The sequence below is a fragment of the Pseudomonas sp. CYM-20-01 genome (assembly GCF_023169845.1).
GTDB classification, from domain to species: domain Bacteria; phylum Pseudomonadota; class Gammaproteobacteria; order Pseudomonadales; family Pseudomonadaceae; genus Aquipseudomonas; species Aquipseudomonas azotoformans.
On sequence record NZ_AP025169.1, the window covers coordinates 1,515,134 to 1,538,555 of the forward strand.

Consider the following 23,422-nt stretch of genomic DNA (forward strand, 5'->3'; position numbering starts at 1 on the left):
GTATTTGTAAGCAATTGCAAAGGTTGGGTATTACTGAATGTCTCTAGACATCAATGATGACACGCGTGCCATGGCGGCCGCCGAGCAAGGCGTGAGCGATACCCGCTTCCACCCGGCCCAGCTGCGTCGATCTCCAACTGTCCGGCAGTTGCCCGGCGATGGCAGCGAAGTCTAGTAACGGCATGTGAATCTCCTTGTTTCAACGATGCCGTCGGTGGTCCGGTTCAGCGGTGAAGGTCGTTATCTTGATGTCACGCGGCGCTGGCTTCGTGGGGTTCAAAGCTGTCCGCCCGCGCCATCTGCCACATCCGCGAATAAAACTCTCCGTTCACTTCCCCTGTGAGCAGTTCGCCAGGCTTGAGGAACACATGCAACTGCGAGAACAACTTGATCTCGGTCGCCGACATACGCCGCACCAAATGCTTGGCCGACAGTTGCGATGGATGCTCCAGGCCCGCCGCCGCGAGCATTTCCGCCAGGGCCTTGAGGGTGTTGCGGTGGAAGTTGAACACGCGCTGGGCCTTGTCCGGCACCACCAGGGCGCGCTGGCGCAGCGGGTCTTGAGTCGCCACGCCGGTCGGGCATTTGTTGGTGTGGCAGCTTTGCGACTGAATGCAGCCGATGGCAAACATGAAGCCGCGTGCCGAGTTGGCCCAGTCGGCGCCGATGGCCAGTACGCTGGCGATATCGAAGGCGCTAACGATCTTGCCGCTGGCGCCGAGCTTGATCTTGTCGCGCAGGTTCAGCCCCACCAGGGTGTTATGCACGAACAGCAGGCCTTCGCGCAGCGGCACGCCGATGTGGTCGGTGAACTCCACCGGCGCGGCGCCGGTGCCGCCCTCCTTGCCGTCGACCACGATAAAGTCCGGGAGGATGCCGGTTTCGAGCATGGCCTTGGCGATGCCCATGAATTCCCACGGGTGGCCCAGACAGAACTTGAAGCCCACCGGTTTGCCGCCGGACAGTTCACGCAGTTGGGCGATGAACTGCATCAGTTCGATCGGTGTGGAGAACGCGCTGTGACGCGACGGCGAGATGCAGTCTTCGCCCATCAGGATGCCGCGGGTGTCGGCGATTTCCTGGGTGACCTTGTGCTTGGGCAGGATGCCGCCGTGGCCGGGTTTGGCGCCTTGGCTCATCTTGATTTCGATCATGCGCACTTGCGGGTTCTGCGCCTGTACGGCGAAGCGCTCCGGGTCGAAACGGCCATCGCTGGTGCGACAGCCGAAATAACCGCTGCCCAGTTCCCAGGTCAGGTCGCCACCGTTTTCGCGGTGGTAGGGGCTGATGCTGCCTTCGCCGGTGTCGTGGGCGAAGTTGCCAAGCTTGGCGCCCTGGTTGAGCGCGCGAATCGCGTTGGCGCTCAATGAACCAAAGCTCATCGCCGAGATATTGAACACCGATGCCGAGTACGGCTGTGTGCACTGCGGGCCGCCGACCATCACGCGAAATGCGCTGGGGTCGCTGAGCGGTGCCGGGCGCATGGAGTGGCCGATGAATTCGAAGCCCGACTGGTACACGTCGATCAGGGTGCCGAAGGGTTTGTCGGCGCTTTCGTTCTTCGCCCGCGAGTAGACCAGCGAGCGCTGGGCGCGGGAGAAGGGCAGGGCATCGCTGTCGGATTCGAGCAGGTACTGGCGGATTTCCGGGCGGATGGCTTCCACCAGGTAACGGATATTGCCCAGGATCGGGTAATTGCGGCGCACGGCGTGGGGGCTTTGCAGCAGATCGAAGAGGCCGATCAGGCTCAACACGCCGGTGACCACCGTGATGGGCCACAGCCATTCGTGTTCGATAAAGGGGAGGCTGGCGAGGGTGAAGATGACGCACACGGCAAAGAAGGCGTAACGGCTTAGCAAGGACAGGCTCATACGGTTTCCTTGGGTTCAGACTCTTTTGGTCGGTCCGGCATTCTGCGCCTGTAAGGAAACCCTAGACAACCTGTGGGAATGTTCAATTTGACCTGCTGGATGAGACGGACTGGCCTGATATAGAGAGCTTGCGGCTATCAGTGACTTCGAAGTGGGCCTGGTTGTCGGTGGTTGAATCACCCCCAACGAACAGGGTGAAGGTGCCGGCTTCCACCCTTGACTCAAAATCCGCATCCAGCACTGCAAAGTCATTAGCATCGAGGGTGAAAACCACCTCCTGCGTTTGGCCGGGTCTTAAATGCACTTTGCGAAAGCCGCGTAACTGGCGCACAGGGCGGGTGACGCTGGCGACAGTGTCACGCAGGTACAACTGAACAATTTCATCGCCTGCGCGTGAGCCGGTATTGGTGACGTTGGTCCGTACAGTCAAGGTTTGGCTGGAGCTGAGGCGCGTGCTGCTCAATTGAGGCATGCCATAGCTGAACGTGGTGTAACTCAGACCGAAACCGAAAGGGTATAACGGGGTCGAGGGTTGATCGATGTAACGCGATCTCCAACTGTCGTCCTCGCCTACAATCGGGCGTCCGGTGTTTTTGTGCGCATAGTAGATGGGAACCTGCCCCACGCTGCGGGGGAAGGTCATGGGCAGTTTGCCGCTTGGGTTTGTGTCGCCGAACAGTACATCGGCCACGGCGTTACCTGCTTCAGTACCCAGAAACCAGGATTCGATGATCGCCGGTGCTCGCTCAACGGTGCCGGTCAATGCCAATGGGCGCCCATTCATCAGGATAACGACCACGGGCTTCCCGGTTTTCAAGAGAGCCCGCAAGAGGGAATTCTGGGCGCCGGGCAGATCCAGGCTGGCGCGGCTGTTGGCTTCGCCGCTCATGTCTGAGGTTTCACCCAATACCGCGACGATCACATCGGCCTCTTGGGCAGCGTTTTGTGCCGCTGCAATACCCTGGGTGTCCTGGCTTGACGGTGAAGCGCCGGGCACATAGATCACTCGACTGGCGGGGGAGGCGGCGTTCTGTATGCCTTGCAGAATTGAGACCGCCCCAATGGGTTGCTCCACAGCCATACAGTTTTTCAGGCTGGCAGCGACATCCGTTGCGAGGCTGCCGACGACCAGAATCTTTTGAAGATCTTTCGACAAGGGCAGCAATGAATCGGCATTTTTCAGCAGCACGATGGACTTTTGTGCGGCTTCTCGGGCAAGTGCGCGGGCTTGCGGGGTTTGAGACAGCAAGCGTTGCCGGGTTACATCACTGTAGCGATAGGGATCATCGAACAGGCCCAGCCGCTGCTTGGCCTTGAGTACGCGGCGTACGGCGTTGTCCACGGTCGCCATGGGCACTTGGCCGCTCCTCACCAGATAGGGGAGGTTCTGCCTGAAAAACTGGTTGGCCATTTCTATATCCAGGCCAGCTTCTATCGCTTGACGTGACGCGTCCAAGGGCGTCGCTGCAACGCCATGGGTGATCAATTCAGACAGTGCGTCATGGTCCGAGACGATCATTCCCGAAAACCCCCATCGCCGACGCAGCACACCGTCAAGCAGTGCCTGGTTGCTGACCATCGGCAGCCCCTCAAGTTCGTTGAAAGCCGGCATGATGGCATCGACGCTTGCCTGAACGGCGGCCTGAAAGGGTGGCAGGTAGACTTCCCACAGCATGCGTTGCGACAGGTTTACGGTGTTGTAGTCGCGTCCTGCTTCGGCAGCGCCGTACGCCACGAAATGTTTCGCGGTGGCCAACATGAACGCCGTACTGGTCGGCCCGTCCCCATGAAAACCCATTATTCGCGCCCTTGTCATAGCCGCGCCCAAAAACGGGTCTTCTCCCGAGCCCTCCACCACGCGTCCCCAGCGTGGGTCGCGAGTGATATCGATCATCGGCGCGAACGTCCAATGCACGCCACTGGCCGTCGCCTCCACTGCGGCGGCATGCGCGGTGCGCTGGGTGAGATCAGGCTCCCAGGCACTGGCTTCGGCAAGGGGTACCGGGAACATCGTGCAAAAACCGTGAATGACGTCTAGAGAAAACAGCAAAGGAATATGCAGTCGCGAGCCTTCCACCACCAGACGCTGCAATTGACGGGTTTTTTCTGCACCGCTGGCGCCTATCACTGCGCCAACATCAGTCATCGCCAGGTGTTTCTGGCTTTGCAGATCAATGATGGCCCCGTCAGGGGTGTCCACTATGTGCAACATCGTCAGTTGGCCCACCTTTTCTTCAAGGGTCATCTGCGCCAGTAGGTGCTCGACCCCATCATCCTGTGCCATCGCCACCAACGGCAGGTAAGACAGCAGCAGGATCAGCAGTCGACGCTCCATGCGTGCGTTCCGAGGCAGTGGGCTTACGTGGAGTGTCTGGCTAGCAGCTAACAACGTCTACTGTGAGTTCTGACAGGTCTATGCTTGTTGCAATCGGTTCTCGTTTGGCTGCATTATTTGTGTTACTGTATAACGCTAGTTTCGCACTCAGACGCCCCGGAGGCCTTATGAAAGCTGGTATCCATCCTGACTACCGCACCGTGCTGTTCCACGACACCGCCGCCGATGTGTTCTTCCTGATCGGCTCCACGGCCGACAGCGACCGCACCCATAAACACAGCGACGGCAACACCTACCCGTACATCCCGTTGGACGTGTCCAGCGCCTCGCACCCGATCTACACCGGCCAACAGCGCAAGACCCAGGCCGAAGGGCGGATCGCCGGGTTCAACAAGCGTTTCGCGTCGTTTGGTTCGAGCCCGAAAAAAGCCGAGGCGTGAGCACATTACGGCGGCGTGTCCTACGCCGCCGTCTGCCGGATCGGCAACACCACCCGAAACGTCGTACCTTTGCCCAGTTCGCTGCTGACGGAAATATCGCCTCGGTGTTTTTTGACGATGCCGTAGGAAAGCGATAACCCTAACCCCGTGCCTTCACCCACCGGCTTGGTGGTGAAGAACGGATCGAAGATTTTCTGCACAGTCTCAGGCGCAATCCCACAGCCGTTGTCGGCCACTTCCAGCCACACATGCTCGCCTTCCACACCATTGCTGATGGTAATGGTGCCGCGCTCGGGTCCCATGGCCTGCGCGGCATTGATTACCAGGTTCATCACCACCTGGTTGAGCTGAGACGCCAGGCACTCGATTTCCGGTAAGGGGCCATAGCGCTTGACCACATCGGCCTTGTATTTGAGTTCGCTGGCAACAATGTTCAGCGTCGAATCGATGCCCTGCAGCAAGTTGGCGAATTGCCAGGTCTGGTCATTGTCCACCCGCGAGAAGTTCTTCAGGTCCTTGACGATCTGTATCACCCGGCCGATACCTTCCTTGGATTCACTGATCAGGATCGGAATATCTTCCTTGAGAAAATCCAGTTCCATGTCTTCACGCATTGCCTTGAGTTGATCGCGCTGCTCTGCGGGTACAAGGGCGTCTTCGGCCTGTCGGTAGGCATCCAGCATCTGTTGCAACTGCTTGAAGTAGCCGTCCAGGGTGCTGAGGTTGGAGGAGATGAAACCCACCGGGTTGTTGATTTCATGGGCCACACCAGCCGCCAGTTGCCCCAGGGATGCGAGCTTTTCCGACTGCACCAGTTGGCTTTCCAGGTGCTTGCGCTCGTCGATCTCCAGTTGTAGCGCTTGGGTGCGTTGTTCCACCAGCTGTTCCAGGTGTGCGGTTTGCAGGGAGGCGCGCCGGGCCATGTCCCATTTGTTGGCAAGGGTGTTGGCCATTTGCTGCACTTCAATATTGTCGAAGGGCTTTTTCAGGATCAGCAGGCGATCATGGGCGTGCAGGCGTTCCAGCAGATCTTCCCAGGAATAGTCCGAGTACGCGGTACACACCACCACCTGCAGGTCTGGGGCGACTTTCCACAGTTCCTCTATGGTTTTTGCGCCGTCCCAGCCCTGGGGCATGCGCATGTCGACGAAGGCCAGGGCGTAGGGTTGTTTGTTCGCCATGGCCGTGACGAGTAGTTGCAGGCCTTCCTCTCCACCGTATGCCGAATGCAACTCGAACACCTGGGCCTGGGCTTTGGCCGTGTCGCCGAACAGGGCCGACTCCATGTCATCCAGCGCCTGGTTGGATTCAACGGCAGGCATCAGGATTTTGCGAAAGTCGTCATGAATCGACGGCGTGTCGTCGATCAACAAAATGCGCCGGTTGGGCGGTTGGTTCATGGGGAGTTTCCGACAAGTGTGAGAGGAATCGTCAAGGTAAACACCGCACCCAGGCCTGGCCCATCGCTGTGGGCGCTGAGCTGGCCGTTCATTTCCACGGCAGCCAGGGCGCAGCTGTGCAAGCCAAAGCCGTGGCCGTCCTTGCGGGTGGTGAAGCCGTGGGTGAAGATCCGTGTCATGTTTTCCGCCGGAATACCTTCACCCTCGTCTTTCACGCTGATCTGCAAGGTGTCATCGGCACCCGGCTGCACGACCAGGGTCATTTGTCGTGGTCGGTCGGTGAGGTTGGACATGGCGTACTTGGCGTTGCTGATCAGGTTGACCATGATCAGCAACAACCGGTGTTTATCCCCGAGGATTTCCGGCACTTGCGCGTACTCCTTGACCACCGTGACGTGGTGGCGGCTCAAGGCACCTGCGTTCATGCGCAAGGCATCTTCCATCAAGGCACCGATGTTGACCGGCTCCAGCAGCGTGGACACACCGGCATAGGATTGTTGGGTGGCGACGATGTCCTTGATGTGGTCGACGCTTTTGCTCAGTTGCGTCAGCTCATCGGTCATGCCCTGTTGCTCCACGGCGATGGCGTCCACCAACTGATTCAAGTAGCCGGGCAGCAATTTGCCTTTTTCATCTTCGGTGAGAAACGTGCCCAGGTCAGCCTGGCGTTCGTTGATCAACTGCATGGCTTTGCCCAGGCCCAGGGCCTTGCTGCTGCGCAATTTGCGGCTGACCAGATCGGCGGAGATGTTCACGCTGTTGAGTACGTTGCCGACGTTGTGCAGCACGTTGGTGGCGATCTCGGCCATGCCGGCCTGGCGGGCGCTGTCCATCAGTTCACTCTGGGCATCCTTGAGTTGCTGGGTGCGCCGCTCCACCCGTTGCTCCAGGGTTTCATTGGCCGCCTGCAAGGCGCGGTTGACCCGGTTGATCTCTGTAAAACTGCGCAACAGGCGTACGGCAAGGTAGAGCAACAGCACCACCAGCAAGGTGGAGAAAATCAGCAAGTAGCGATGGTATTGATGGTCGATCAGGTCGGCGGTCTGCTGGTCCTGGTTGAGGTGGGTGGTCAGGTCATCCAGGCGTTCGGCCACGGGCACCGCCGCGATCCGTTCGAGCAGGTTGTTAACCAATGGCTGCTCGCGCAGGATCAGCGAAATGTGATTGCTGAGAATATCGACCGGCGCCTGGAACTGACTGGGCAGCAGTTCCTTGTTGACCGCCAGCTTGCCCAGGCCGACGAGAATGTCGGCGGCTCGATCATCACTGGTGACCTGGGCGAACTCCAGGCTGCTGAGCAACAGGTCGTAGGTGTCGGTGGCCACGCTTTGCAGTTGCTGCTTACTCTCATCGTCAACCTGATTGAACTGCGCCTGGATATCGTCTTCGGCCGTTGGCAGGAAGGCCAGCGAGTTACGCAGCACTGCGTTATGGGATTTGAACTGGTCGACCAACCTGGCCTTTTCCTGGATGGCCGCCTCGTAGGCTTGTTGATCGGCTTGCCAGCGCGGCAGGTCGATGGCCTCGTGGTGGGAGCCGCGGCCTTTCAGGTCGGCCCACAACCGGGTCATTTCCAGCAGGGGAGCGACCAGGGGGTCGTAGTTGTGGGTAATCGAAATCCGGGCCTTGAGCACCTCACTGTCCCATTGCGCATTGAGCTGCTGGAGTTGCCGGATCAGGTCCCGCGACTGGGTGTAGGTGGCGGTCTGGTCACGGGCTGACTTGAGGTACAGAAAGACCAGCGTCGAGGCCAGCAGCACGGTGATCAGGCCGAGCAGGAGCTGGCTGGTGCGGCGGGTGGACAGGGTCATAGCGGTTTACCTGCCCATTCGCCCGTCAGGGTCTTGAGAAATTGAATGATCAGGTCTTTGTCTTCCTGGGATGGGTTGCGCCCCAGTTGATACTTGAACATCACATCAACTGCTTCCTCCAGGGTCTTGGCGCTAGCGTCGTGGAAATACGGCGCGGTGACGGCCACATTGCGCAGGCTGGGCACCTTGAACACATGGCGATCCTCTTCATCCTTGGTCAGCAGGTAGCGGCCAAGGTCCGATTCCACCGGATTGCCACGGGCCTTGAAGTAATCGCCCATCACGCCGAACTTCTGGAACATGTTGCCGCCGATATTGACCCCCTGGTGGCAGGCAATGCAGCCATAGTCCTTGAAGCGCTGGTAGCCGTACTTTTCCTGGAGCGTAAGGATCTCGGTGTTGCCCAGCAGGTACTGGTCGAATCGTGAGTTGGGCGTCAGCAGGGTGCGTTCATAGGTCGCCAGGGCGTTTTGCACATTGGCGGCGGTGACGCCATCGGGGTAGGCCTGGCTGAACGCGTGCTGGTAGGCCGGCATGGCGGACAGGTTCTGCACCACGGTTTTCCAGTCGCTGCCCATTTCCACCGGGCTGATCACCACCTGTTCGACCTGGGCTTCCAGGGTGTCTACCCGACCATTCCAGAACTGTTTGAAGTTAAGGCTGGCGTTGAACACTGACGGCGTGTTGATCGCGACCGGCTTGCCGTCGAATCCGAGGGAAAACGGCTTGTCGTCGGCACCGCCGGACGCCAGTCGATGGCAGCTGGCGCAGGACAGCGTGTTGTTGACCGATAGGCGCGGTTCGTTGAACAACTGGCGACCCAGCTCGACCTTGGCCGGGTCCAGCGCCGCAACCGCAGGCAGCGGCTTGAGTGCCTCATCCAGTGGTGCCGCCATCAATGGCGTCGACAGGCACAGGATGAGCATCAGGCCAAGACGGTAAGTTGAGACATCGCTCAAGCGAGCACTCCTTGCAAGCATAGGGCTATGGGACGGGCATCAATGTTGTGCAGCCCACTTGCAGCAACTGGGCGAAGTCCTTCGCGGGCGCGGCCTTGCTGAATAAAAAGCCTTGGCCCTCTTCACACAACTGGGTTCGCAGGAAATTCAGTTGATCGAGGGTTTCTACCCCTTCGGCGATGATACTCAGCTTCAGGCTCTTGCCCATACCGATGATAGCGCTGATCAGTTGCTCGTCCTGGTTATTTACGTTCACGCCGCGCACGAAGGACTGGTCGATCTTCAACACGTCGATAGGAAAGCGTCGCAGGTAGCTTAGGCTGGAGTAACCGGTGCCGAAGTCGTCCAGCGCCAGGCGCACACCCATGGCCTTGATGGTGTGCAGGGTTTTGACGGTTTCGTCGACATTTTGCATCAGCACGCTTTCGGTGATTTCCAGCTCAAGCAAATGCGGCGGCACGCCGGTTTGTTTCAGCACGGCGACGAGGTTGTCGACAAAGTCGCGTTGGCGAAAGTCGATGGCCGAGATGTTCACCGAGATGCACAGCGGCGGCAGGCCCATCGCACGCCAGGCCTGCACTTGCTCGCAGGCTTGGCGCAGCACCCATTGGGTCAGGCGCACAATCAACCCGCTGTCTTCGGCCACGGGGATGAAATCGCCTGGGCTGACCCAGCCCGAGTGTGGCTGGAACCAGCGGATCAGCGCTTCGGCGCCGACGATCTTGCCGGATTTCAGGTCCAGCTTCGGCTGGTAGTGCAGCACAAACTCTTGGCGGTCCAGCGCCTGGCGAATCGCGCTTTCCAGGTTTTGCTGGTGTCGGGCGCGCCGGTTCATGTCTTCGGTGTAAAAGCTGAAACCATCCGGGCCCAGTTCCTTGCGGGTGCGCATGGCTGTCTCGGCGTGTTTGATCAGTTCCACGGCATTGCCGCTGTCATCGGGGTAGATGGCGATGCCCAGGCTGGCGGTGACGCTCAGGTCGTGCCCCGCGACATGTCGTGTGGCGCTCACGGTCGTGAGTATTTTTTGCGCAATATGCTGGGTTTGCAGGGGATGCTGCACATCGTTGAGCACCACCACAAACTCGTCCGCGCCGTAGCGAAACACCGAATCCGATGCACGCACGGCCGCCACCAGGCTGTGGCTGACCTGTTGCAGCACCTCATCGCCCACCGGATAGCCCAAGGCATTGTTGATGCGCTTGAAGCGGTCCAGCCCGATAAACATCACCGCCAGTTGCGTGTCATGCCGGTGGCCCAACGCAATCGCCTGCGTCAGCCGGTCGCCCAGCAGCGTGCTGTTGGGGAGCCCGGTGAGGACGTCGTATTGCAGCAAGTGGGAAACCTTGAGCAGTTCCTGCACACGTTCTTCGATGGTGCGCTCCAGGCCAACGACTTTCAGCGCCATGTCCTGTGCAAGCTGCCACTTCCAGGTCAGGGCACTGGCCATCTGGCGGATTTCCAGGTGATCGAAGGGTTTTTTCAGGATCAGCAACTGGTCGTTGTACTTCAACCGGGCCTCGATGGCTTCAAAGGAGTAGTCGGAATAAGCCGTGCACAGGGCGATCTGCAGGTTGGGGTCGACGTTCCACAGCTGTTCGATGGTCTGCAGGCCATCCCAGCCCGGCGGCATGCGCATGTCGATGAACGCCATGGCGTAGGGCGCGTTGGCGGTCAGGGCCCGGTTGACCAGGTCCAGGGCTTCCTCACCCTGGTAGGCGGAGTCCAGTTCGAAGGTCTGGCGCGCTTTAGGGGCGGTGCCGAACAGCGTTTCCTCAAGGTTCTCCAATGAAGCCTCGCCATTGGCATCGGCGCAGAGAATCTTGCGGAAGTCCTGGTGGATCGAGGCCGTGTCATCGACGATCAGAATGCGCCGGTTGGCCCTTATGGAGTCAGCAGTCATGGCGTGCTCCGTGACCACAAAAGGATTGACTGCATAACGATTCCTTCCCTGATTTAGCTTCGGAGCGGGGCGCCAACCTGTTCTGTCAGCATAGTCGAGGTCCCTTGATATCGACGGCCAGTTGGCGTCAAATCAACCCCGCGCCTCAGGCGAAGGAAGCTGGCCGGGCACAAGGGTTCAATTTAGCTCAATTTTGTTTGATTTGAAGGCGCGGTCACCATGGATGAAAAAACCACTGTTTTGCTGGTCGATGATGAAGAGTCGATTCTCAATAGCCTGCGCCGGCTGTTGCGCAGTCAAGCCTTCGATGTGGTGCTGGCCGGCAGCGGCGCCCAGGCCCTGGAGATCATGGCGGCACAGCCCATCGACCTGATCATGAGCGATGCGCGCATGCCCGGCATGGATGGGGCCCAGTTACTGGCCGAAGTCCACCGGCTGTACCCGGCCACCAGTCGTATCCTGCTGACCGGCTACGCTGACGTGCCGACCATCATCAAGGCGATCAACGAAGGGCAGATCCACCGTTATATCGCCAAGCCGTGGAATGACGATGAACTCAAGCTGATCCTGCAGCAGGCGCTTGAACATCAGCGGCTTGAACGGCTGACCCAGGTGCAGAACGACCAGCTCAAGGCGCTCAATGCCACCCTGGAAAAGCGCGTCGCGTCGCGCACCGCCGAGTTGCAGCAAACGGCCGACATGCTCGACCTGGCCTACGAAGAACTCAAGCGCAGCTACGTGACCGGCACCGAAGTGTTTTCGCTGTTGGCCAACCTGCGCCTGCCCAGGGACAAACAGACCAACCGCGCGCTGATCGAACTGATCCGCGTGTACTGCGCCGCACAGGCCATGGATGAAGCCAGCACGCGCGACCTGACCATGGCTGCGGCGTTGTACAACATCGGCAAACTGAGCTGGAGCGATAGCATGCTGGTGGAGCCGGCCGACAAGTTGCACAGCACCGACCGCGAACGTTACCGAGGCTACCCCGGCCAGAGCGAATCACTGTTGATGACCCTGGAGCCGATGAAGGATGCGGCGCGGATCATTCGCCATCACCAGGAACGCTGGGACGGTACGGGGTTCCCCGACCATCTCAAGGGCGAGGCGATTCCTTTCGGTTCTCGCCTGCTCAAGCTGGCGGTGGATTTCATCGAATTGCAAAAGGGCCTGATCCTTGAGCGGCAGATGAACAGCGATGAAGCGCTGCTGTACATCCGCAAGTACGCCGGGCGTCTCTATGATCCGGAGCTGGTTGAAGATTTTGTGCTGGCCTGCGCGGCGTTTCTCAGTGACGTGACGCTGGGCGATCCAACGGTCAAGGTGTTCACCACCCGCGAGCTGGAGGCCGGCATGGTCCTGGCCCGCAACCTCAACGCCGACAACGGCATGCTGCTGCTCAACGCCGGCAAGGTGCTGAACCTGCCGCTGGTGGACAAGCTGATCGCGTTCGAGGCGATGGAAGGGGCCAAGTACAGCGTGTTTATCAAGGTTCCCGATGGTGCGCCGTTATTGACGTAGCGTCTTCTAAACGCCCCAGACTCTTCGCCGGCTGGCGTGATAGTCATAGATGCCTTTGAGCAGATAGACATCTCTCTCGCCTTCCTTGCCGGTTTTCTCAAACGCTACGCGCCATGAACCGCGGCCCGAGCCTGGTTCCAGCTGGGGTAAGTCGACATAGGTATTGGCACCAATTTTTTTCCGACTGATACGGCCGCCCTGGATATCCTGGATGATCTCCTCAAGTTTGTTTTTGGCATTGGTGGGTAACAGGGGTAGCTGCGTTTCTGCCAGTTCGTCCAGCTTGACGATGTTGGTGGCCGCCTCGATGGGTGGTACGGGGGCAGGCGGTCGGGAAATGTCGGGTCGCCCCGATGGCTTTTCAACTTTGTGCGTGCGTGGGCGTGCCGGGGTCAGTTCCAAGGGGGTTGAAAACTTCGGAATGGTTTTTTCAAATTCAGCGACAGTGACACTGTCGATTACTTTTAAGCCGGAGGCTGTGCCGGTGCGTTCGCCGTAAGACAATGCAATGTACGGAACCCCATATTTCTTGAAGTCATCGGAAATGGAGTCGACGCCGAGTTTGTTGAGGAGTTCGTGACGTTTTTCGATCCTGAACGCTTCCAGCGCTTGTTTACTTTCGGGAGTGGACAGTAATTGTTGCAGTGCATCATTGAAGGTGATTTTGTGATTGGCGGCTATATTCTCGACGATTTCAGTTCGTCCTTTTTCACTTAGAAAAGCCTTGATAGTGTCGTTGTTCCACGTGGATAGTTGGTACTTTTTGTCAAATTTATCAAGGTTTTTAAACTGTTTGTAGGTGAACGCGTACCCCACGAGCTTAGCGCCGGTTTCGTGGTCAGCAATACTAATTGACGCTCTGATTTGTTTTGCGAAGTCATCATTTTTTCCGATGAGTCTTTTTATTTTTAAAAAAAGATTCTCCAGTTCGATAGGTGAGAGCGTCAGGTATTCGGATAAAAAGTGGGTTGTTTTATTCAGGTGCTCATAAAGGTGCGCGTCGAATTCAATCGTTAACAATGCCTGGCGTAGTTGGGGCGGGCGTGCTGACCCCTGCTGCCCCCAGACGATGCGCCGAAAGGTGCTTTCATCGACATTCAACTGTTGCAGTGCGTTATCCCAAAGCCGACGTTTCTGAAGGACAGTCAGTTCCTTGAGCAGCGCTTCGCCGTGCTCGGCGGGTGAAAACATGCGCAATGCGGCGAGCAAGTCATCATCCACTTGCTGTTCAGGCGTACGCGTTCTCAGCACACCCAACACAGACCCGCCGCCCCGTGTGGTTCGTTCAAAACGTGGCTTCCAGCTTTTCGCGTCTCCCGGAACCACCATGAAGTCTGCCTTGTTCCCCGCAGGGTCTTTGACATACCGGGCGCCGTCTTCCACGTAGGACGCATACAGATGGTAGCGACCGTCGTCAGCCCGCATGGCGATAACGTGTTGGTTGCGACCGTCAATGAAGCTGGGCGCGCCCAATGTGCGCGACAGCCTGTACTGATTGGCCTGGGCAAATTCGTCGACGTCGAAGAGCGCATCGATCTGTTTTGGCAGTCGGTAGCTCGCCACATCGACCCAGGCCGGGTCCAGCGGTCGGATCGAGGGCTTGGCGATGTCAATGTAGGGTGTTTTGTCTTGACCGATTTTCCGGATCAGCCCCGGGATTTTTCGGCCCAATTTCTGTGCGTTGTTCACCCCTCTGACGATGTAGCGATGGGCCACGCGCCGTATAGCCTTGAACAGCGACAGTCCCAGCAGGAAGTCGGCGACTTCGACGGAAAACAGAAAACCATTCACGGCTGATTCAAGGGCAATTTCCGCGTTGGTCCGTGAACGGTAGTCGGCATGGGCGAGCTGAAAGCCCAGCTGCGCCGAATACAGGTACGCATGCAGATCACCGGTAATTGGCGTCACGGCATAGCGGTGCGCGCTACGGGTATCGCTGAAAATCCGCGCCAGTTCCCGTGCATCGCCAGTGGCCATGCGCTGAGTGAAATAGGCGCGCCATTCAGGTTTGGCCTTCAGTGCGTCGAGTTCCACCAGCCCCAGCACCAGTTCCCGGAAAGGCGCGTTGTCGGGAGCCTGCGGGGTGTAAAGGACACAGACGCCGCCCGGCTTGGTGCCTTTGCGCTGGATGACCAGTACGCCATTGATGACCTGGCCGCCCTGGCCACCTTCCAATCCGCCCCCCATGACCAGTGTGTTGACCTCGATATCGGATCGGCCGACAGGCGGGCGGGTGGTCGAGTCGGGAGACTCGGTGATCGCTTTTATCCAGTCCATTCCACCGCCGGGCGTCTTGAAGCTGAACAATTCGTAGACCGCCGGGTTCAATCGGCTCTCCAGCGCATCCTTGCGCAATGCCGCCGCGCTCGCCCGCTGCCAGGCGCTGGCAAAGGCGCGTCCCTCGCCATGGGGCAAGAAGGCCGACCTGAGGTACGCCTCGTACTGTTTGCCAACATCCGCCTGCCGGGCGAGTGCACGTAAATCGGCATCCTCGAGCCTGCCGCGTTTTTGCCCTGAGGCGTCGACAATGTCGGCGCTGGCGCTGATCGTCCGGTGCAGCTCATGGGCGGACCACGGGTCGATATTGCGCCGGGCATAACTGCCGAGTGTGCGCAGGTCCACCACGACTTTTGCGTTCCAGGTGCCGAAGGTCAGCGTGCGCTCTGGCAGCACCTGCGGGATGTCGATTTGCGGGTCTTCGCTGATATACACGACGTCGGAGGTCGCATCGCGATAGCCCGTGACCTTGACCTCCATCGAGGCGCTCACGCGCAGCCTGACCAGGCTTTTGTAGGGCGCCAGGTCGACAGCGGCATATTCCGGTTTTTGCAGTTTCAGCACCTTGCCGGTTTCCTGTTCGGCAAACACGGCAAATGGCGCGATGTTCTCCAGCAGGGGGGCGAGCACTTCATGGCTGTCAATCAGGGCGGTTTCGAGTTGCTGGTACTGTTGCCGGTCGGCCGGGCTGGCCGCTGTCAGCCAGTCGGGGTCACGCGGCGCCACCAGGCGCAGGTTGCGGCTCGCCAGGACCGCGGATACATCCAGTTGGGGCGCCAGGTCGGCGGCCCTGTCGAGGTCGCCGGCCAGTGGCAATGGATCCTTGCGCAGGGTCGCTTGGGTATTGAAGTACTGCCGCACACGCAGTGAGTGGACCTGGTCTGCAATCACATCCGCCTCGATCAGCGGCGGGTTGGTGGTCAGGATGGGCAGGCTGCCAACGGTGGCCTGATCGGCCAATGACAGGCTTGCGACCAGCTTCTGGCCAGCCGCTTCGCCGACACGCACGCGTGCCACCACGGTTTCATTCAACTGCCCCAAGTGCTCAAATTCCTCGAACCCTTCGCTTGGGCTATAGAGCATCACTCGCCCCAGTGGCGGTGTGCCGCCCGTGGCATTGAGGATGAACGCGCCGGCGAAGGCGCTGCCATTCTCCAGTGCCAGCCTGTAGGCGCCGGGTCGCTGGCCGGCGGGCAACAGCGTTTCCCGTGCCGCCGCCGTCGGGTATTTCAAGACGCTGTCCGCCAGCGACCGTGCCTGCGCGGATAAGGTGCCGTCCGCCGTGCGCAAGGCCAATTGATGGGCCAGTACCTGGCGACGCAAGGCGACCAACTGTGCCTCGGTGGTGGGTTGATCGCTTTCGCGGAATGTCCAGAACTCATTGAGCTTGATCGTCAAGGCTATTTCCAGCACGCCGGCCAGTGTCGCGGTCGGGCTGGCGGGGGACAGGCGTTTGTCTTCCTCCACCGTATCGCTTTCCCGGTAGAAGGCCCCGCTTTCTTGTGCCAGATAGGCGTCTGCGTCGGGGCTTCTTAATCGGGTCAGGAGTGAGCCAAGGGACTCGCTGCCCAGCAGTTGTTTTTGGCCGTCGGCGTCTTCGCGGTAGCGGTTGTAGAAAATCCGATCTGGATGGATGGGCCGAGGCAAGTCGGGAAACACCGCGGCCAATTGCTGCTGATACACCGTCTCCAGGCTCGGCTGCTCCTGGAGCAGCGCGTCGGTCTGGGCATTGAGCCTGGCGAGGGCCTGGATGAGCTGCGTCTGCTGTTGGTCGATGGGTTGATGGGCCGCTGGCACCACCGGCATGGTCACGGGTTGCAAGGGGTCGACAGGTGCGCTGTCGGGAGGGGAGGGGGGTAATGAACTGTGCATGTGTGAACTCGTATGAAGGGCGCGTGCGGCGCACGGCTGAATCTGAGTTCGGAGTCTAGGGTTGGCGCTCAAGGGCGTTGCGGTGCATGTGTGTCGGTGCGGCGGCGACCGGGAGCGATCAATTGCCTGGTGCGCAGGCGCGTGTAATCCTTGCCGGCTTTTCTCCTCAGGTGTTTATTCCATGCCCATGACTATCCGCATCGCCGCTGCCCTCCTGATCGGCAGCGACGGCCAGACCCTGCTGGTGCGCAAGCGCGGCACCCAGGCGTTCATGCAGCCCGGCGGCAAGATCGACGCGGGCGAGCTACCTGCGCAAGCCTTGGCCCGTGAGCTTCACGAAGAACTGAACCTGCGCATTGAGCCCTGTGTCGCGCAGTACCTCGGCCAGTTCTCGGCACCGGCGGTCAACGAACCAGGCTTTACCGTGCAGGCCGAGTTGTTCCAGGTACATATCGACGTGCCGGTGACTCCCGCCGCGGAAATCGAAGAAGTTCGCTGGATCGATCCGATGGGAGATGGCGGCCTGCACCTGGCACCGCTGACACGCGACGTGATCCTGCCGTTTTACCGAGAATTGAAAACCCGGTGATCTCCGTTCAGCGCACCGCACTGACCCCATCCAGGGTGGAGAACGAGGTGTCCTTGGCCGTCAGCAGGAAGTCGCGCATGTACGGTGCATCCAGCATGTCCGCGCGGATGCCGGCGTACAGGGTCGCAAACAGACCCTTTTCGCCCAGGCGCTTGGCCTTCACGTAACCGCGCGAACTGTACTCGTGCAACGCCCAATGGGGCATGCCGCACACGCCACGGCCGCTGGCCACCAATTGCATCATCATCACCGTCAGTTCCGAGGTGCGCACCTGGGCGGGTTCCACATCCGCTGGCTCCAGGAAGCGGGTGAAGATGTCCAGGCGGTCGCGCTCCACCGGGTAGGTGATGAGGGTTTCGGTCAGCAGGTCCTGCGGCACGATGTACGCCTTGTTCGCCAGCGGGTGTTGGTTGGCCACCGCGAGCATGGCTTCATAGGTGAATAGCGGCACATAGGTGATGCCGGGCAACTCAAGCGGGTCGGAGGTCACCACCAGGTCCAGGTCGCCACGGGCCAGGGCCGGCAGTGGGGCGAAGGCGAAGCCTGAGGCCAGGTCCAGCTCGACTTCCGGCCACGCGTCGCGGAACTGGTCGATGGTCGGCATCAACCACTGGAAGCAACTGTGGCACTCGATCGCCATGTGCAAGCGCCCGGCGGTGCCACCGGCCAAGCGCGCGATGTCGCGTTCGGCGCCGCGCAGCAGCGGCAGGGTGGCGTCGGCCAGTTGCAGCAGGCGCAGGCCGGCGCTGGTGAAGCGCAACGGTTTGGTCTTGCGCACGAACAGCGGCATGCCCAGGCGTTCTTCCAGCTCTTTGAACTGGTGGGACAGCGCCGACTGCGTCAGGTGCAGGCGTTCGGCGGCTTCCACCAGGCTGTCGGCTTCGCGCAGGGCGTGCAGGGTCTTGAGGTGGCGGATCTCGAGCACGGGTTCTCCATGAACATAATTTGTGACGAATCGGAATGGCGTGAGTTTGTCTCATGTTGCAGGCCGTGTCGACCATGACCGTTGAGCACTCTTCATCAAACTGTCACGCAACTGTGGCAGCGCGCTTGAACAAACTTCATCAGACTCGCGCTCTACTGGGGTTCTGCGTTTCGGTGTTTTTCATGCGCGTGTTGTTTTTACTGGCCGCCTTAGTGTTCGGCCTGCCGTCTTTTGCGGCTTCTCGATGTGATGTCAATGTCCCGACCCAAACGGTCGACCTGGCTCAGGTGAGCATCGCCTACCAGAGCATCGGCCGTGCGTCCGACCCTGCCTTGCTGCTGGTGATGGGCTTGGGCGGGCAGTTGATCCACTGGCCCGACGAGGTGGTCGTCGCCCTGTGCCAGCAAGGTTTCCGGGTGATTCGTTATGACAATCGAGACGTCGGCCTATCCACTTGGCGCCAGGCCCCGGCCAATGCCAACCTGACCTTCGAGGTGTTGCGCTACAAGCTCGGCCTGCCGGTGTCGGCGCCTTACACGCTGACCGACATGGCCGATGACGCCATCGGTTTGATGGACGCGTTGCAGGTCCAGCAATTCCACGTACTCGGCGCGAGCATGGGCGGGATGATCGCCCAGCACCTGGCCGCCATGGCGCCGCAACGGGTGGAGAGCCTCACGCTGATCATGACCAGCTCCGGCGCCGAAGGCCTGCCCGCACCGAATGCCGCGCTGGTGCAACTGTTGTCGCGACGCAGCGCGCCGAATCGTGAAGTGGCCCTGGAGCAGCAGGCCGACTTGCTCGCCGCACTGGGCAGCCCGAACGTGAAGGATGATCGCCAGGCGCTGTTGCACCAGGCGGCGCTGTCCTACGACCGCGCCTTCAACCCCGAGGGGGTGAAGCGCCAGATCATGGCGATCCTCGCCGAACCGAGCCGCGTGCCGTTGCTCAACCAACTGCGCGTGCCGACCCTGGTGGTGCATGGCACCGCCGACCCGTTGCTGCCGGTGATGCACGGCGTGCACCTGGCGGCGCATATCCAGGGCAGCCAGTTGAAGCTGATTCCCGGCATGGCCCATCGGTTCCAGGAGGCGTTCAAGGCGCCACTGTTGACGGCCGTGTTGCCGTACCTGCAAGCCCATCGCGAAGATGCGGCGCACTGGGCGCAGATTGACCTGGGCGAGCCTTCGAAGGTGTTGTGACATTGGTGTATCGTGCAACCTTTACGGCGCATTACTGCCAGCGAGGTTGCCTGCCATGAGTACTCCCCTGAAAATCGATTTCGTCAGCGATGTGTCCTGCCCCTGGTGCATTATCGGCCTGCGCGGCCTGACCGAAGCCCTCGACCAGCTTGGTGCCGACGTGCAAGCCGAGATCCACTTCCAACCGTTCGAACTGAACCCGAACATGCCCGCCGAAGGGCAAAACATCGTCGAGCACATCACCGAGAAATATGGCTCCACCGCCGAACAATCCCAGGCCAACCGCGAACGCATCCGCGACATGGGCGCCGGGTTGGGCTTTGCGTTCCGCACCGACGGCCAGAGCCGCATCTACAATACCTTCGACGCGCACCGCCTGTTGCATTGGGCCGGGTTGGAAGGCTTGCAGTACAACCTCAAGGAAGCGCTGTTCAAGGCGTACTTCTCCGATGGGCAGGACCCGTCCGACCACGCGACCCTGGCGATCATTGCCGAGAGCGTCGGGCTGGATATCCAGCGTGCGGCCGAGATTCTGGCCAGCGACGAGTACGCCGCCGAAGTCCGCGAACAGGAACAACTGTGGATCTCCCGTGGCGTGACTTCGGTGCCGACCATCGTGTTCAACGACCAGTACGCCGTGAGCGGTGGGCAGCCGGCGGAAGCTTTTGTAGGCGCGATCCGGCAGATCATCAGCGAATCCAAAAAATAACGCCGAACGCAGGTCAAAATGTGGGAGGGGGCAAGCCCCCTCCCACATTGCTCTCCATTGGTCTTGAGACAGGTGCTGGCCCGTCCCTTGCATTGCCCCTTTAAAGCCTTAAGGGACACTGCCTTGAACATTCTTGACCTCGACCACAGCCTCACCGGCCAGGCACCGATTGCCCGGCGCCTGGCCAGTGGCCGCGCCCACCGTATCGACCTGCTGGACCTGGGCCCCAAGCTGCGCCTGTGGTCCACCGAAAAAACCTGGAAGCGCTTCGCCGAACGCCTGGCCCAACGGCCCAGGCCCATCGACGCACGGCCGGAAATTCTGTTTGTCGGCTCCGGCGATTATCACCACCTCACGCCGGCATTCCTGGCTGATTTGAAAGAGCCCATCAGCCTGATCCACTTCGACAACCACCCCGACTGGGTGCGCTTTGCGCCCAAGCGTCACTGTGGTTCGTGGGTCAACCGCGCGCTGAAGATGCCGGCGATCAAGCGCATCGTCACCCTCGGCCCGTGCAGCGACGACCTGCACAACCCGCAACTGCGCGGCGGCAACCTCGGGGCGCTCAAGCGCGGGCAATTGCAGTTGTTTCCCTGGCAGCATGCGCCCTCCAAAGTCTGGGGGCGGGTAGGGGACGGTGCCGGCCACCAGCAGCAGGAAAACCACCTGCATTGGCGCAACCTGGCCGAGTTGGACTGGGTGGCATTCCTGGAGCAGATGATCGGTAGCCTGCCCACCGAGGCGATCTGGATCACCATCGACAAAGACGTACTCGCCAGCGAAGACGCCGCCACCAACTGGGACCAGGGCGGCATGCGCCTGACTCACCTGCTGCAAGCCTTGCGCGCGTTGGCGGCGCGCAAGCGCATCATCGGCATCGACGTGTGCGGCGAGTTCGCCACGCCGGCGTTCAGCAATGCCTTCAAGCGTTGGGAAGCCAAGTCCGACCAGCCGCCGCCCGAGCGCTGGAGTCCTGAGGATCTGCAGCGCAATGCCGCGACCAATGAAGCCCTGATTGATCTGTTTGAGGAGCTGTTCCCGTGACCTTGACCGTGGTGTTGCTGGTGGCGTTTTCCATCGTGCTCGATGTGATTGGCCAGCTGTGTTTCAAGATCGGCCTGGACCGTTTGCCGGAGTTGGACGGTGGTTTTCGCCTGAATGCGTTCTGGGGCCAGGTGTTCAATGCGCCATTGCTGTGGGCGGGGATCGGCGCCTATGCCATCGAGTTTTTCGTGTGGCTCGAAGCCCTCTCGCGCGCGCCGTTGAGCCTGCTGTTTCCGGCGGCCGCGCTGGCGTATTGCGGGGTGGTGCTGGCGGGCAAGGTGGTGCTGGGCGAAACCGTCAGCCGGCGCCGTTGGCTGGGTACGCTGGTGATTACCTTGGGTGTGATGTTGGTGGCGATTGCAGGGAGTCAGGCATGAGTACGCAAACGATGAATAGCGGATGGTTGCATGGGCGTTTGGGCACGGTGGTGCTGTGGGCCTTGCTGATCTGCACGGAAAGCGCCGGCCAGTTGTTTACCAAAGTGGCTGGCGACCAGTTGGGGCAGATGGATTTCAACTGGCAGTGGCTGGGTGAGGTGGCGCGCAACCTTGGGATCCTGGCGGCGATTGCCAGCTACATCGGCGCGTTTTTCGTGTGGATGCTGATCCTGCGGCGCAGCAGCCTGTCCCTGGCGTTTCCGCTGAGTTCACTGGTGTTCGTGGTGGTGTTGCTGGGTTCGTGGCTGGGGCTGGGGGAACATATCAGCCCGCTGCACTGGGTGGGGGTGGCGGTGATTATTGGTGGTATCGCCCTCCTGGCAGAGGGCGAAGAAAACTGAGTGCCTAGGGTTTGCGGTGTGCCACCAAAAACCCTAGACCATGGGACACCGGAAGTGTTTTGACCCCGGCCTCCCGCTGCTGCCCGGCAATCTCCCGATGAAACGCCTTCACTTTGGTCCAGTGCATCTTCGGCCGGTAGTGATGCTCGGCGTGGTAGCCGTTGTTCATCCAGATCAGGTTGTACAACACACTGTAGGAACTCACGCCCCAGGCGATCGGCAGGTCCGGGTTGCCGCCGAAATGCTCGTAGTAGCCATTGAGCGATGACAGGCACTGGCCAAGGTACCAGAACGGCAACAGCCACAGCACCGCCTGCCAGTTGTAGAACGCCAGCGCGATGTAGAACGCCACGGTCACGCCGATCTCGACCTTGACCCAGCGCGCATCGGCCGGGCGTTTGCGCTTCATCTCGTCATAGAAGGGCTTGGGGTCGTCGCGGAAAAAACTCAGGAAGGTATAGGCCCACGGGTTTTCCGGCTGGCCATCGTGACCACGCTGGTAGATCGACAGCGGGTCGATGGTCTTGCCATCCGGCCCCGGCAGGTCGGCGTTGCCACGGTGGTGGCGGTTGTGGATGTCGCGGTAGAGCGTCTGGGAGAAACCGATGGTCACCGACAGCAGCAGGTCGAAGGCCCGGTTCATGGCGCGATGGGTGAAGTAGGCGTTGTGGATCTGGTTGTGGGAGATGCTGTTGATGCTCCACGACAGGCTGACCGCGTAGAGCAGCGCCAGCGGCACCAGGGCCCACCAGCTCAGGTGATGGAACGCGGCAACCAGCCAGACGACAAACGCGAAATGTGCCAGGCCCAGGGCGATGGGCACCAGGTCCCAGAGCGAGTGGTGCAGCAGGCGGTAAGCGGGGCGAGCCATGAAAAGTGTCCTGGGAAAATGGATTCCAGGCCTTCATTGCAAACCCCAGACCAACCTAATCGAACGTGTAGCTGATCGCTGTTTGCACCTGGCCCTGGTTCACGTCGCCGGTCTGCCGGACGATGCTGCTGTCCGCTGCCGAACCCACCAGATGTACCCAGCTCGCGCTGGTCAACAACGACCATTTGGCAGCCAGGGGAAACTCGAAGCTCTGCGTCAGCGTCACGTTCTGGAAGCCGCCGCTGGCGTTATAGGGACGAAAACCGGTGGCGGCGGCCTCGTTGTCATCCACGCCAAAAAACGTGTTGGTCTGGCGTGCATCGGCAAAATGCGCCACCAGCCCGCTGCTGCCGATGATCCCGCCACCCAGCGGGTAGCCCAGTTCGCCGCCCAGTTTGCCGAGGGCGCCACTCTGCGAATGCCCACCGCCCACGGCTTGCCCCAATTGCGCGTAGACCCGCCAGAAATCAGCTGGGGCGTACTGGACGAAGCCACCTACCTCCGCCATGTCCGACACATTGCGCAGGCCCTGCAGATCGCCATTGGACGTGCGCCCCGACAGGTAATTGATATAGGGGCCGGCGGTAAGGCCGTTGGTGTTGAGCGCACTCCAGGTCAAACCGTCATCGGTGCTCAGGCTGACGCTGCCCCAGTCCAGATCCAGGTAGGGCACGGGACGGACTTCGTAGCGGCTGGCGGTGGGGTCATGGGGCTGGTAACTGAGGCCTGCACCCACTTCACCGGTGATGCCTTCGGCCAGTGCAGCGTTTGAAAAGCTCCACAGGCCAAGCAAACCGGCGAATGCAGCGCATGTGATCCTGTACATGGTCACGGTTCCTTGATTGATTACGTGCGCATGAACGCGCGAAGGGCCAGCTTCACGCAAGCACTCATCTTGTTTGTAGCAAGCTACAAAAA

Annotated in this window: 19 protein-coding genes; 8 read left to right on the forward strand and 11 right to left on the reverse strand. The window is 60.3% G+C overall.

Annotation, left to right across the window (positions count from 1 at the left end; all coding sequences use genetic code 11):
• Positions 1-43 precede the first annotated feature (43 nt).
• The 3 genes from M2497_RS06650 to bglX all read right to left on the reverse strand — a co-directional run bounded on the left by M2497_RS06650 (position 44) and on the right by bglX (position 4,206).
• The gene (locus tag M2497_RS06650) at positions 44-184 is read right to left on the reverse strand and encodes a hypothetical protein (protein ID WP_248486469.1); all 141 of its coding nucleotides are present in this window, start codon (positions 182-184) and stop codon (positions 44-46) included.
• Between the two features lie 67 nt (positions 185-251).
• Positions 252-1,871: an FMN-binding glutamate synthase family protein gene (locus M2497_RS06655; protein WP_179029479.1), complete on the reverse strand. Its 1,620-nt coding sequence runs from the start codon at positions 1,869-1,871 to the stop codon at positions 252-254.
• 82 nt (positions 1,872-1,953) lie between these two features.
• Positions 1,954-4,206 carry a beta-glucosidase BglX gene (bglX, locus tag M2497_RS06660; RefSeq protein ID WP_248486471.1) on the reverse strand — a complete coding sequence of 751 codons (2,253 nt, stop codon included), beginning with the start codon at positions 4,204-4,206 and terminating at the stop codon, positions 1,954-1,956.
• A gap of 167 nt (positions 4,207-4,373) precedes the next feature.
• Between bglX and M2497_RS06665 the strand changes: the two genes are divergently transcribed.
• On the forward strand, positions 4,374-4,646 hold the full coding sequence (locus M2497_RS06665; RefSeq protein ID WP_071488679.1) for a type B 50S ribosomal protein L31: 273 nt from the start codon (positions 4,374-4,376) through the stop codon (positions 4,644-4,646).
• A gap of 20 nt (positions 4,647-4,666) precedes the next feature.
• On the opposite strand, the gene M2497_RS06670 is transcribed toward M2497_RS06665, so the two are convergent.
• Genes M2497_RS06670 through M2497_RS06685 form a run of 4 tightly spaced genes read right to left on the reverse strand, consistent with a single transcriptional unit; the run spans position 4,667 to position 10,716 of the window.
• Positions 4,667-6,046, reverse strand: a complete 1,380-nt coding sequence (locus M2497_RS06670) for an ATP-binding protein (RefSeq protein ID WP_248486473.1) — start codon at positions 6,044-6,046, stop codon at positions 4,667-4,669.
• Positions 6,043-7,857 carry a DAHL domain-containing protein gene (locus tag M2497_RS06675; protein WP_248486475.1) on the reverse strand — a complete coding sequence of 605 codons (1,815 nt, stop codon included), beginning with the start codon at positions 7,855-7,857 and terminating at the stop codon, positions 6,043-6,045. Before M2497_RS06675 ends, M2497_RS06670 begins: the two co-directional genes overlap by 4 nt.
• Complete coding sequence (locus M2497_RS06680; RefSeq protein ID WP_248486477.1) at positions 7,854-8,816, reverse strand: cytochrome c peroxidase; 963 nt, start codon at positions 8,814-8,816, stop codon at positions 7,854-7,856. Before M2497_RS06680 ends, M2497_RS06675 begins: the two co-directional genes overlap by 4 nt.
• A 25-nt stretch (positions 8,817-8,841) precedes the next feature.
• Positions 8,842-10,716, reverse strand: a complete 1,875-nt coding sequence (locus M2497_RS06685) for a GGDEF and EAL domain-containing protein (RefSeq protein ID WP_248486478.1) — start codon at positions 10,714-10,716, stop codon at positions 8,842-8,844.
• 219 nt (positions 10,717-10,935) lie between these two features.
• On the opposite strand from M2497_RS06685, the gene M2497_RS06690 reads away from it, so the two are divergent.
• On the forward strand, positions 10,936-12,237 hold the full coding sequence (locus M2497_RS06690) for an HD domain-containing phosphohydrolase (protein WP_248486480.1): 1,302 nt from the start codon (positions 10,936-10,938) through the stop codon (positions 12,235-12,237).
• A 6-nt stretch (positions 12,238-12,243) separates the two neighbouring features.
• On the opposite strand, the gene M2497_RS06695 is transcribed toward M2497_RS06690, so the two are convergent.
• The gene (locus M2497_RS06695; RefSeq protein WP_248486482.1) at positions 12,244-16,386 is read right to left on the reverse strand and encodes a DUF6543 domain-containing protein; all 4,143 of its coding nucleotides are present in this window, start codon (positions 16,384-16,386) and stop codon (positions 12,244-12,246) included.
• Between the two features lie 181 nt (positions 16,387-16,567).
• Between M2497_RS06695 and M2497_RS06700 the strand changes: the two genes are divergently transcribed.
• Positions 16,568-16,975, forward strand: a complete 408-nt coding sequence (locus tag M2497_RS06700; RefSeq protein WP_248486484.1) for an NUDIX domain-containing protein — start codon at positions 16,568-16,570, stop codon at positions 16,973-16,975.
• 7 nt (positions 16,976-16,982) lie between these two features.
• Here the strand turns inward: M2497_RS06700 and metR are convergent, their stop codons facing one another.
• Positions 16,983-17,900 (reverse strand): transcriptional regulator MetR, encoded by a 918-nt coding sequence (metR, locus tag M2497_RS06705; RefSeq protein ID WP_058423802.1) that lies wholly within the window; start codon positions 17,898-17,900, stop codon positions 16,983-16,985.
• Between the two features lie 182 nt (positions 17,901-18,082).
• On the opposite strand from metR, the gene M2497_RS06710 reads away from it, so the two are divergent.
• The 5 genes from M2497_RS06710 (at position 18,083) to M2497_RS06730 (ending at position 21,633) form a co-directional block, all read left to right on the forward strand.
• Positions 18,083-19,102: an alpha/beta hydrolase gene (locus tag M2497_RS06710; protein ID WP_248486486.1), complete on the forward strand. Its 1,020-nt coding sequence runs from the start codon at positions 18,083-18,085 to the stop codon at positions 19,100-19,102.
• Between the two features lie 55 nt (positions 19,103-19,157).
• Positions 19,158-19,811, forward strand: a complete 654-nt coding sequence (locus M2497_RS06715; protein ID WP_248486488.1) for a DsbA family oxidoreductase — start codon at positions 19,158-19,160, stop codon at positions 19,809-19,811.
• A gap of 123 nt (positions 19,812-19,934) precedes the next feature.
• The gene (locus tag M2497_RS06720) at positions 19,935-20,855 is read left to right on the forward strand and encodes an arginase (protein ID WP_248486490.1); all 921 of its coding nucleotides are present in this window, start codon (positions 19,935-19,937) and stop codon (positions 20,853-20,855) included.
• A complete protein-coding gene (locus tag M2497_RS06725; RefSeq protein ID WP_010212789.1) occupies positions 20,852-21,232 on the forward strand; it encodes a transporter in 381 nt (126 codons plus the stop codon). Before M2497_RS06720 ends, M2497_RS06725 begins: the two co-directional genes overlap by 4 nt.
• A complete protein-coding gene (locus tag M2497_RS06730) occupies positions 21,229-21,633 on the forward strand; it encodes an EamA family transporter (protein WP_248486492.1) in 405 nt (134 codons plus the stop codon). Before M2497_RS06725 ends, M2497_RS06730 begins: the two co-directional genes overlap by 4 nt.
• 4 nt (positions 21,634-21,637) lie before the next feature.
• Here M2497_RS06730 and M2497_RS06735 read toward each other — a convergent pair whose 3' ends face one another.
• Both M2497_RS06735 and M2497_RS06740 read right to left on the reverse strand, forming a co-directional pair.
• The gene (locus M2497_RS06735) at positions 21,638-22,504 is read right to left on the reverse strand and encodes a fatty acid desaturase (RefSeq protein WP_248486494.1); all 867 of its coding nucleotides are present in this window, start codon (positions 22,502-22,504) and stop codon (positions 21,638-21,640) included.
• Between the two features lie 55 nt (positions 22,505-22,559).
• Entirely contained in the window at positions 22,560-23,330 is a 771-nt protein-coding gene (locus M2497_RS06740; RefSeq protein ID WP_248486496.1) for a MipA/OmpV family protein, read from the reverse strand.
• Positions 23,331-23,422: the final 92 nt, after the last annotated feature.

Excerpts from the sequence above, each read along its gene's own strand:
- bglX (WP_248486471.1), bottom strand. The coding sequence starts at position 4,206 with ATGGAGCGTCGACTGCTGATCCTGCTGCTGTCTTACCTGCCGTTGGTG.
- M2497_RS06675 (WP_248486475.1), bottom strand. The coding sequence starts at position 7,857 with ATGACCCTGTCCACCCGCCGCACCAGCCAGCTCCTGCTCGGCCTGATC.
- M2497_RS06710 (WP_248486486.1), top strand. The coding sequence starts at position 18,083 with ATGCGCGTGTTGTTTTTACTGGCCGCCTTAGTGTTCGGCCTGCCGTCT.
- M2497_RS06690 (WP_248486480.1), top strand. The coding sequence starts at position 10,936 with ATGGATGAAAAAACCACTGTTTTGCTGGTCGATGATGAAGAGTCGATT.
- M2497_RS06685 (WP_248486478.1), bottom strand. The coding sequence starts at position 10,716 with ATGACTGCTGACTCCATAAGGGCCAACCGGCGCATTCTGATCGTCGAT.
- M2497_RS06700 (WP_248486484.1), top strand. The coding sequence starts at position 16,568 with ATGCCCATGACTATCCGCATCGCCGCTGCCCTCCTGATCGGCAGCGAC.
- M2497_RS06670 (WP_248486473.1), bottom strand. The coding sequence starts at position 6,046 with ATGAACCAACCGCCCAACCGGCGCATTTTGTTGATCGACGACACGCCG.
- M2497_RS06695 (WP_248486482.1), bottom strand. The coding sequence starts at position 16,386 with ATGCACAGTTCATTACCCCCCTCCCCTCCCGACAGCGCACCTGTCGAC.
- M2497_RS06735 (WP_248486494.1), bottom strand. The coding sequence starts at position 22,504 with ATGGCTCGCCCCGCTTACCGCCTGCTGCACCACTCGCTCTGGGACCTG.
- M2497_RS06665 (WP_071488679.1), top strand. The coding sequence starts at position 4,374 with ATGAAAGCTGGTATCCATCCTGACTACCGCACCGTGCTGTTCCACGAC.
- M2497_RS06650 (WP_248486469.1), bottom strand. The coding sequence starts at position 184 with ATGCCGTTACTAGACTTCGCTGCCATCGCCGGGCAACTGCCGGACAGT.
- M2497_RS06655 (WP_179029479.1), bottom strand. The coding sequence starts at position 1,871 with ATGAGCCTGTCCTTGCTAAGCCGTTACGCCTTCTTTGCCGTGTGCGTC.
- M2497_RS06715 (WP_248486488.1), top strand. The coding sequence starts at position 19,158 with ATGAGTACTCCCCTGAAAATCGATTTCGTCAGCGATGTGTCCTGCCCC.
- M2497_RS06730 (WP_248486492.1), top strand. The coding sequence starts at position 21,229 with ATGAGTACGCAAACGATGAATAGCGGATGGTTGCATGGGCGTTTGGGC.
- M2497_RS06740 (WP_248486496.1), bottom strand. The coding sequence starts at position 23,330 with ATGTACAGGATCACATGCGCTGCATTCGCCGGTTTGCTTGGCCTGTGG.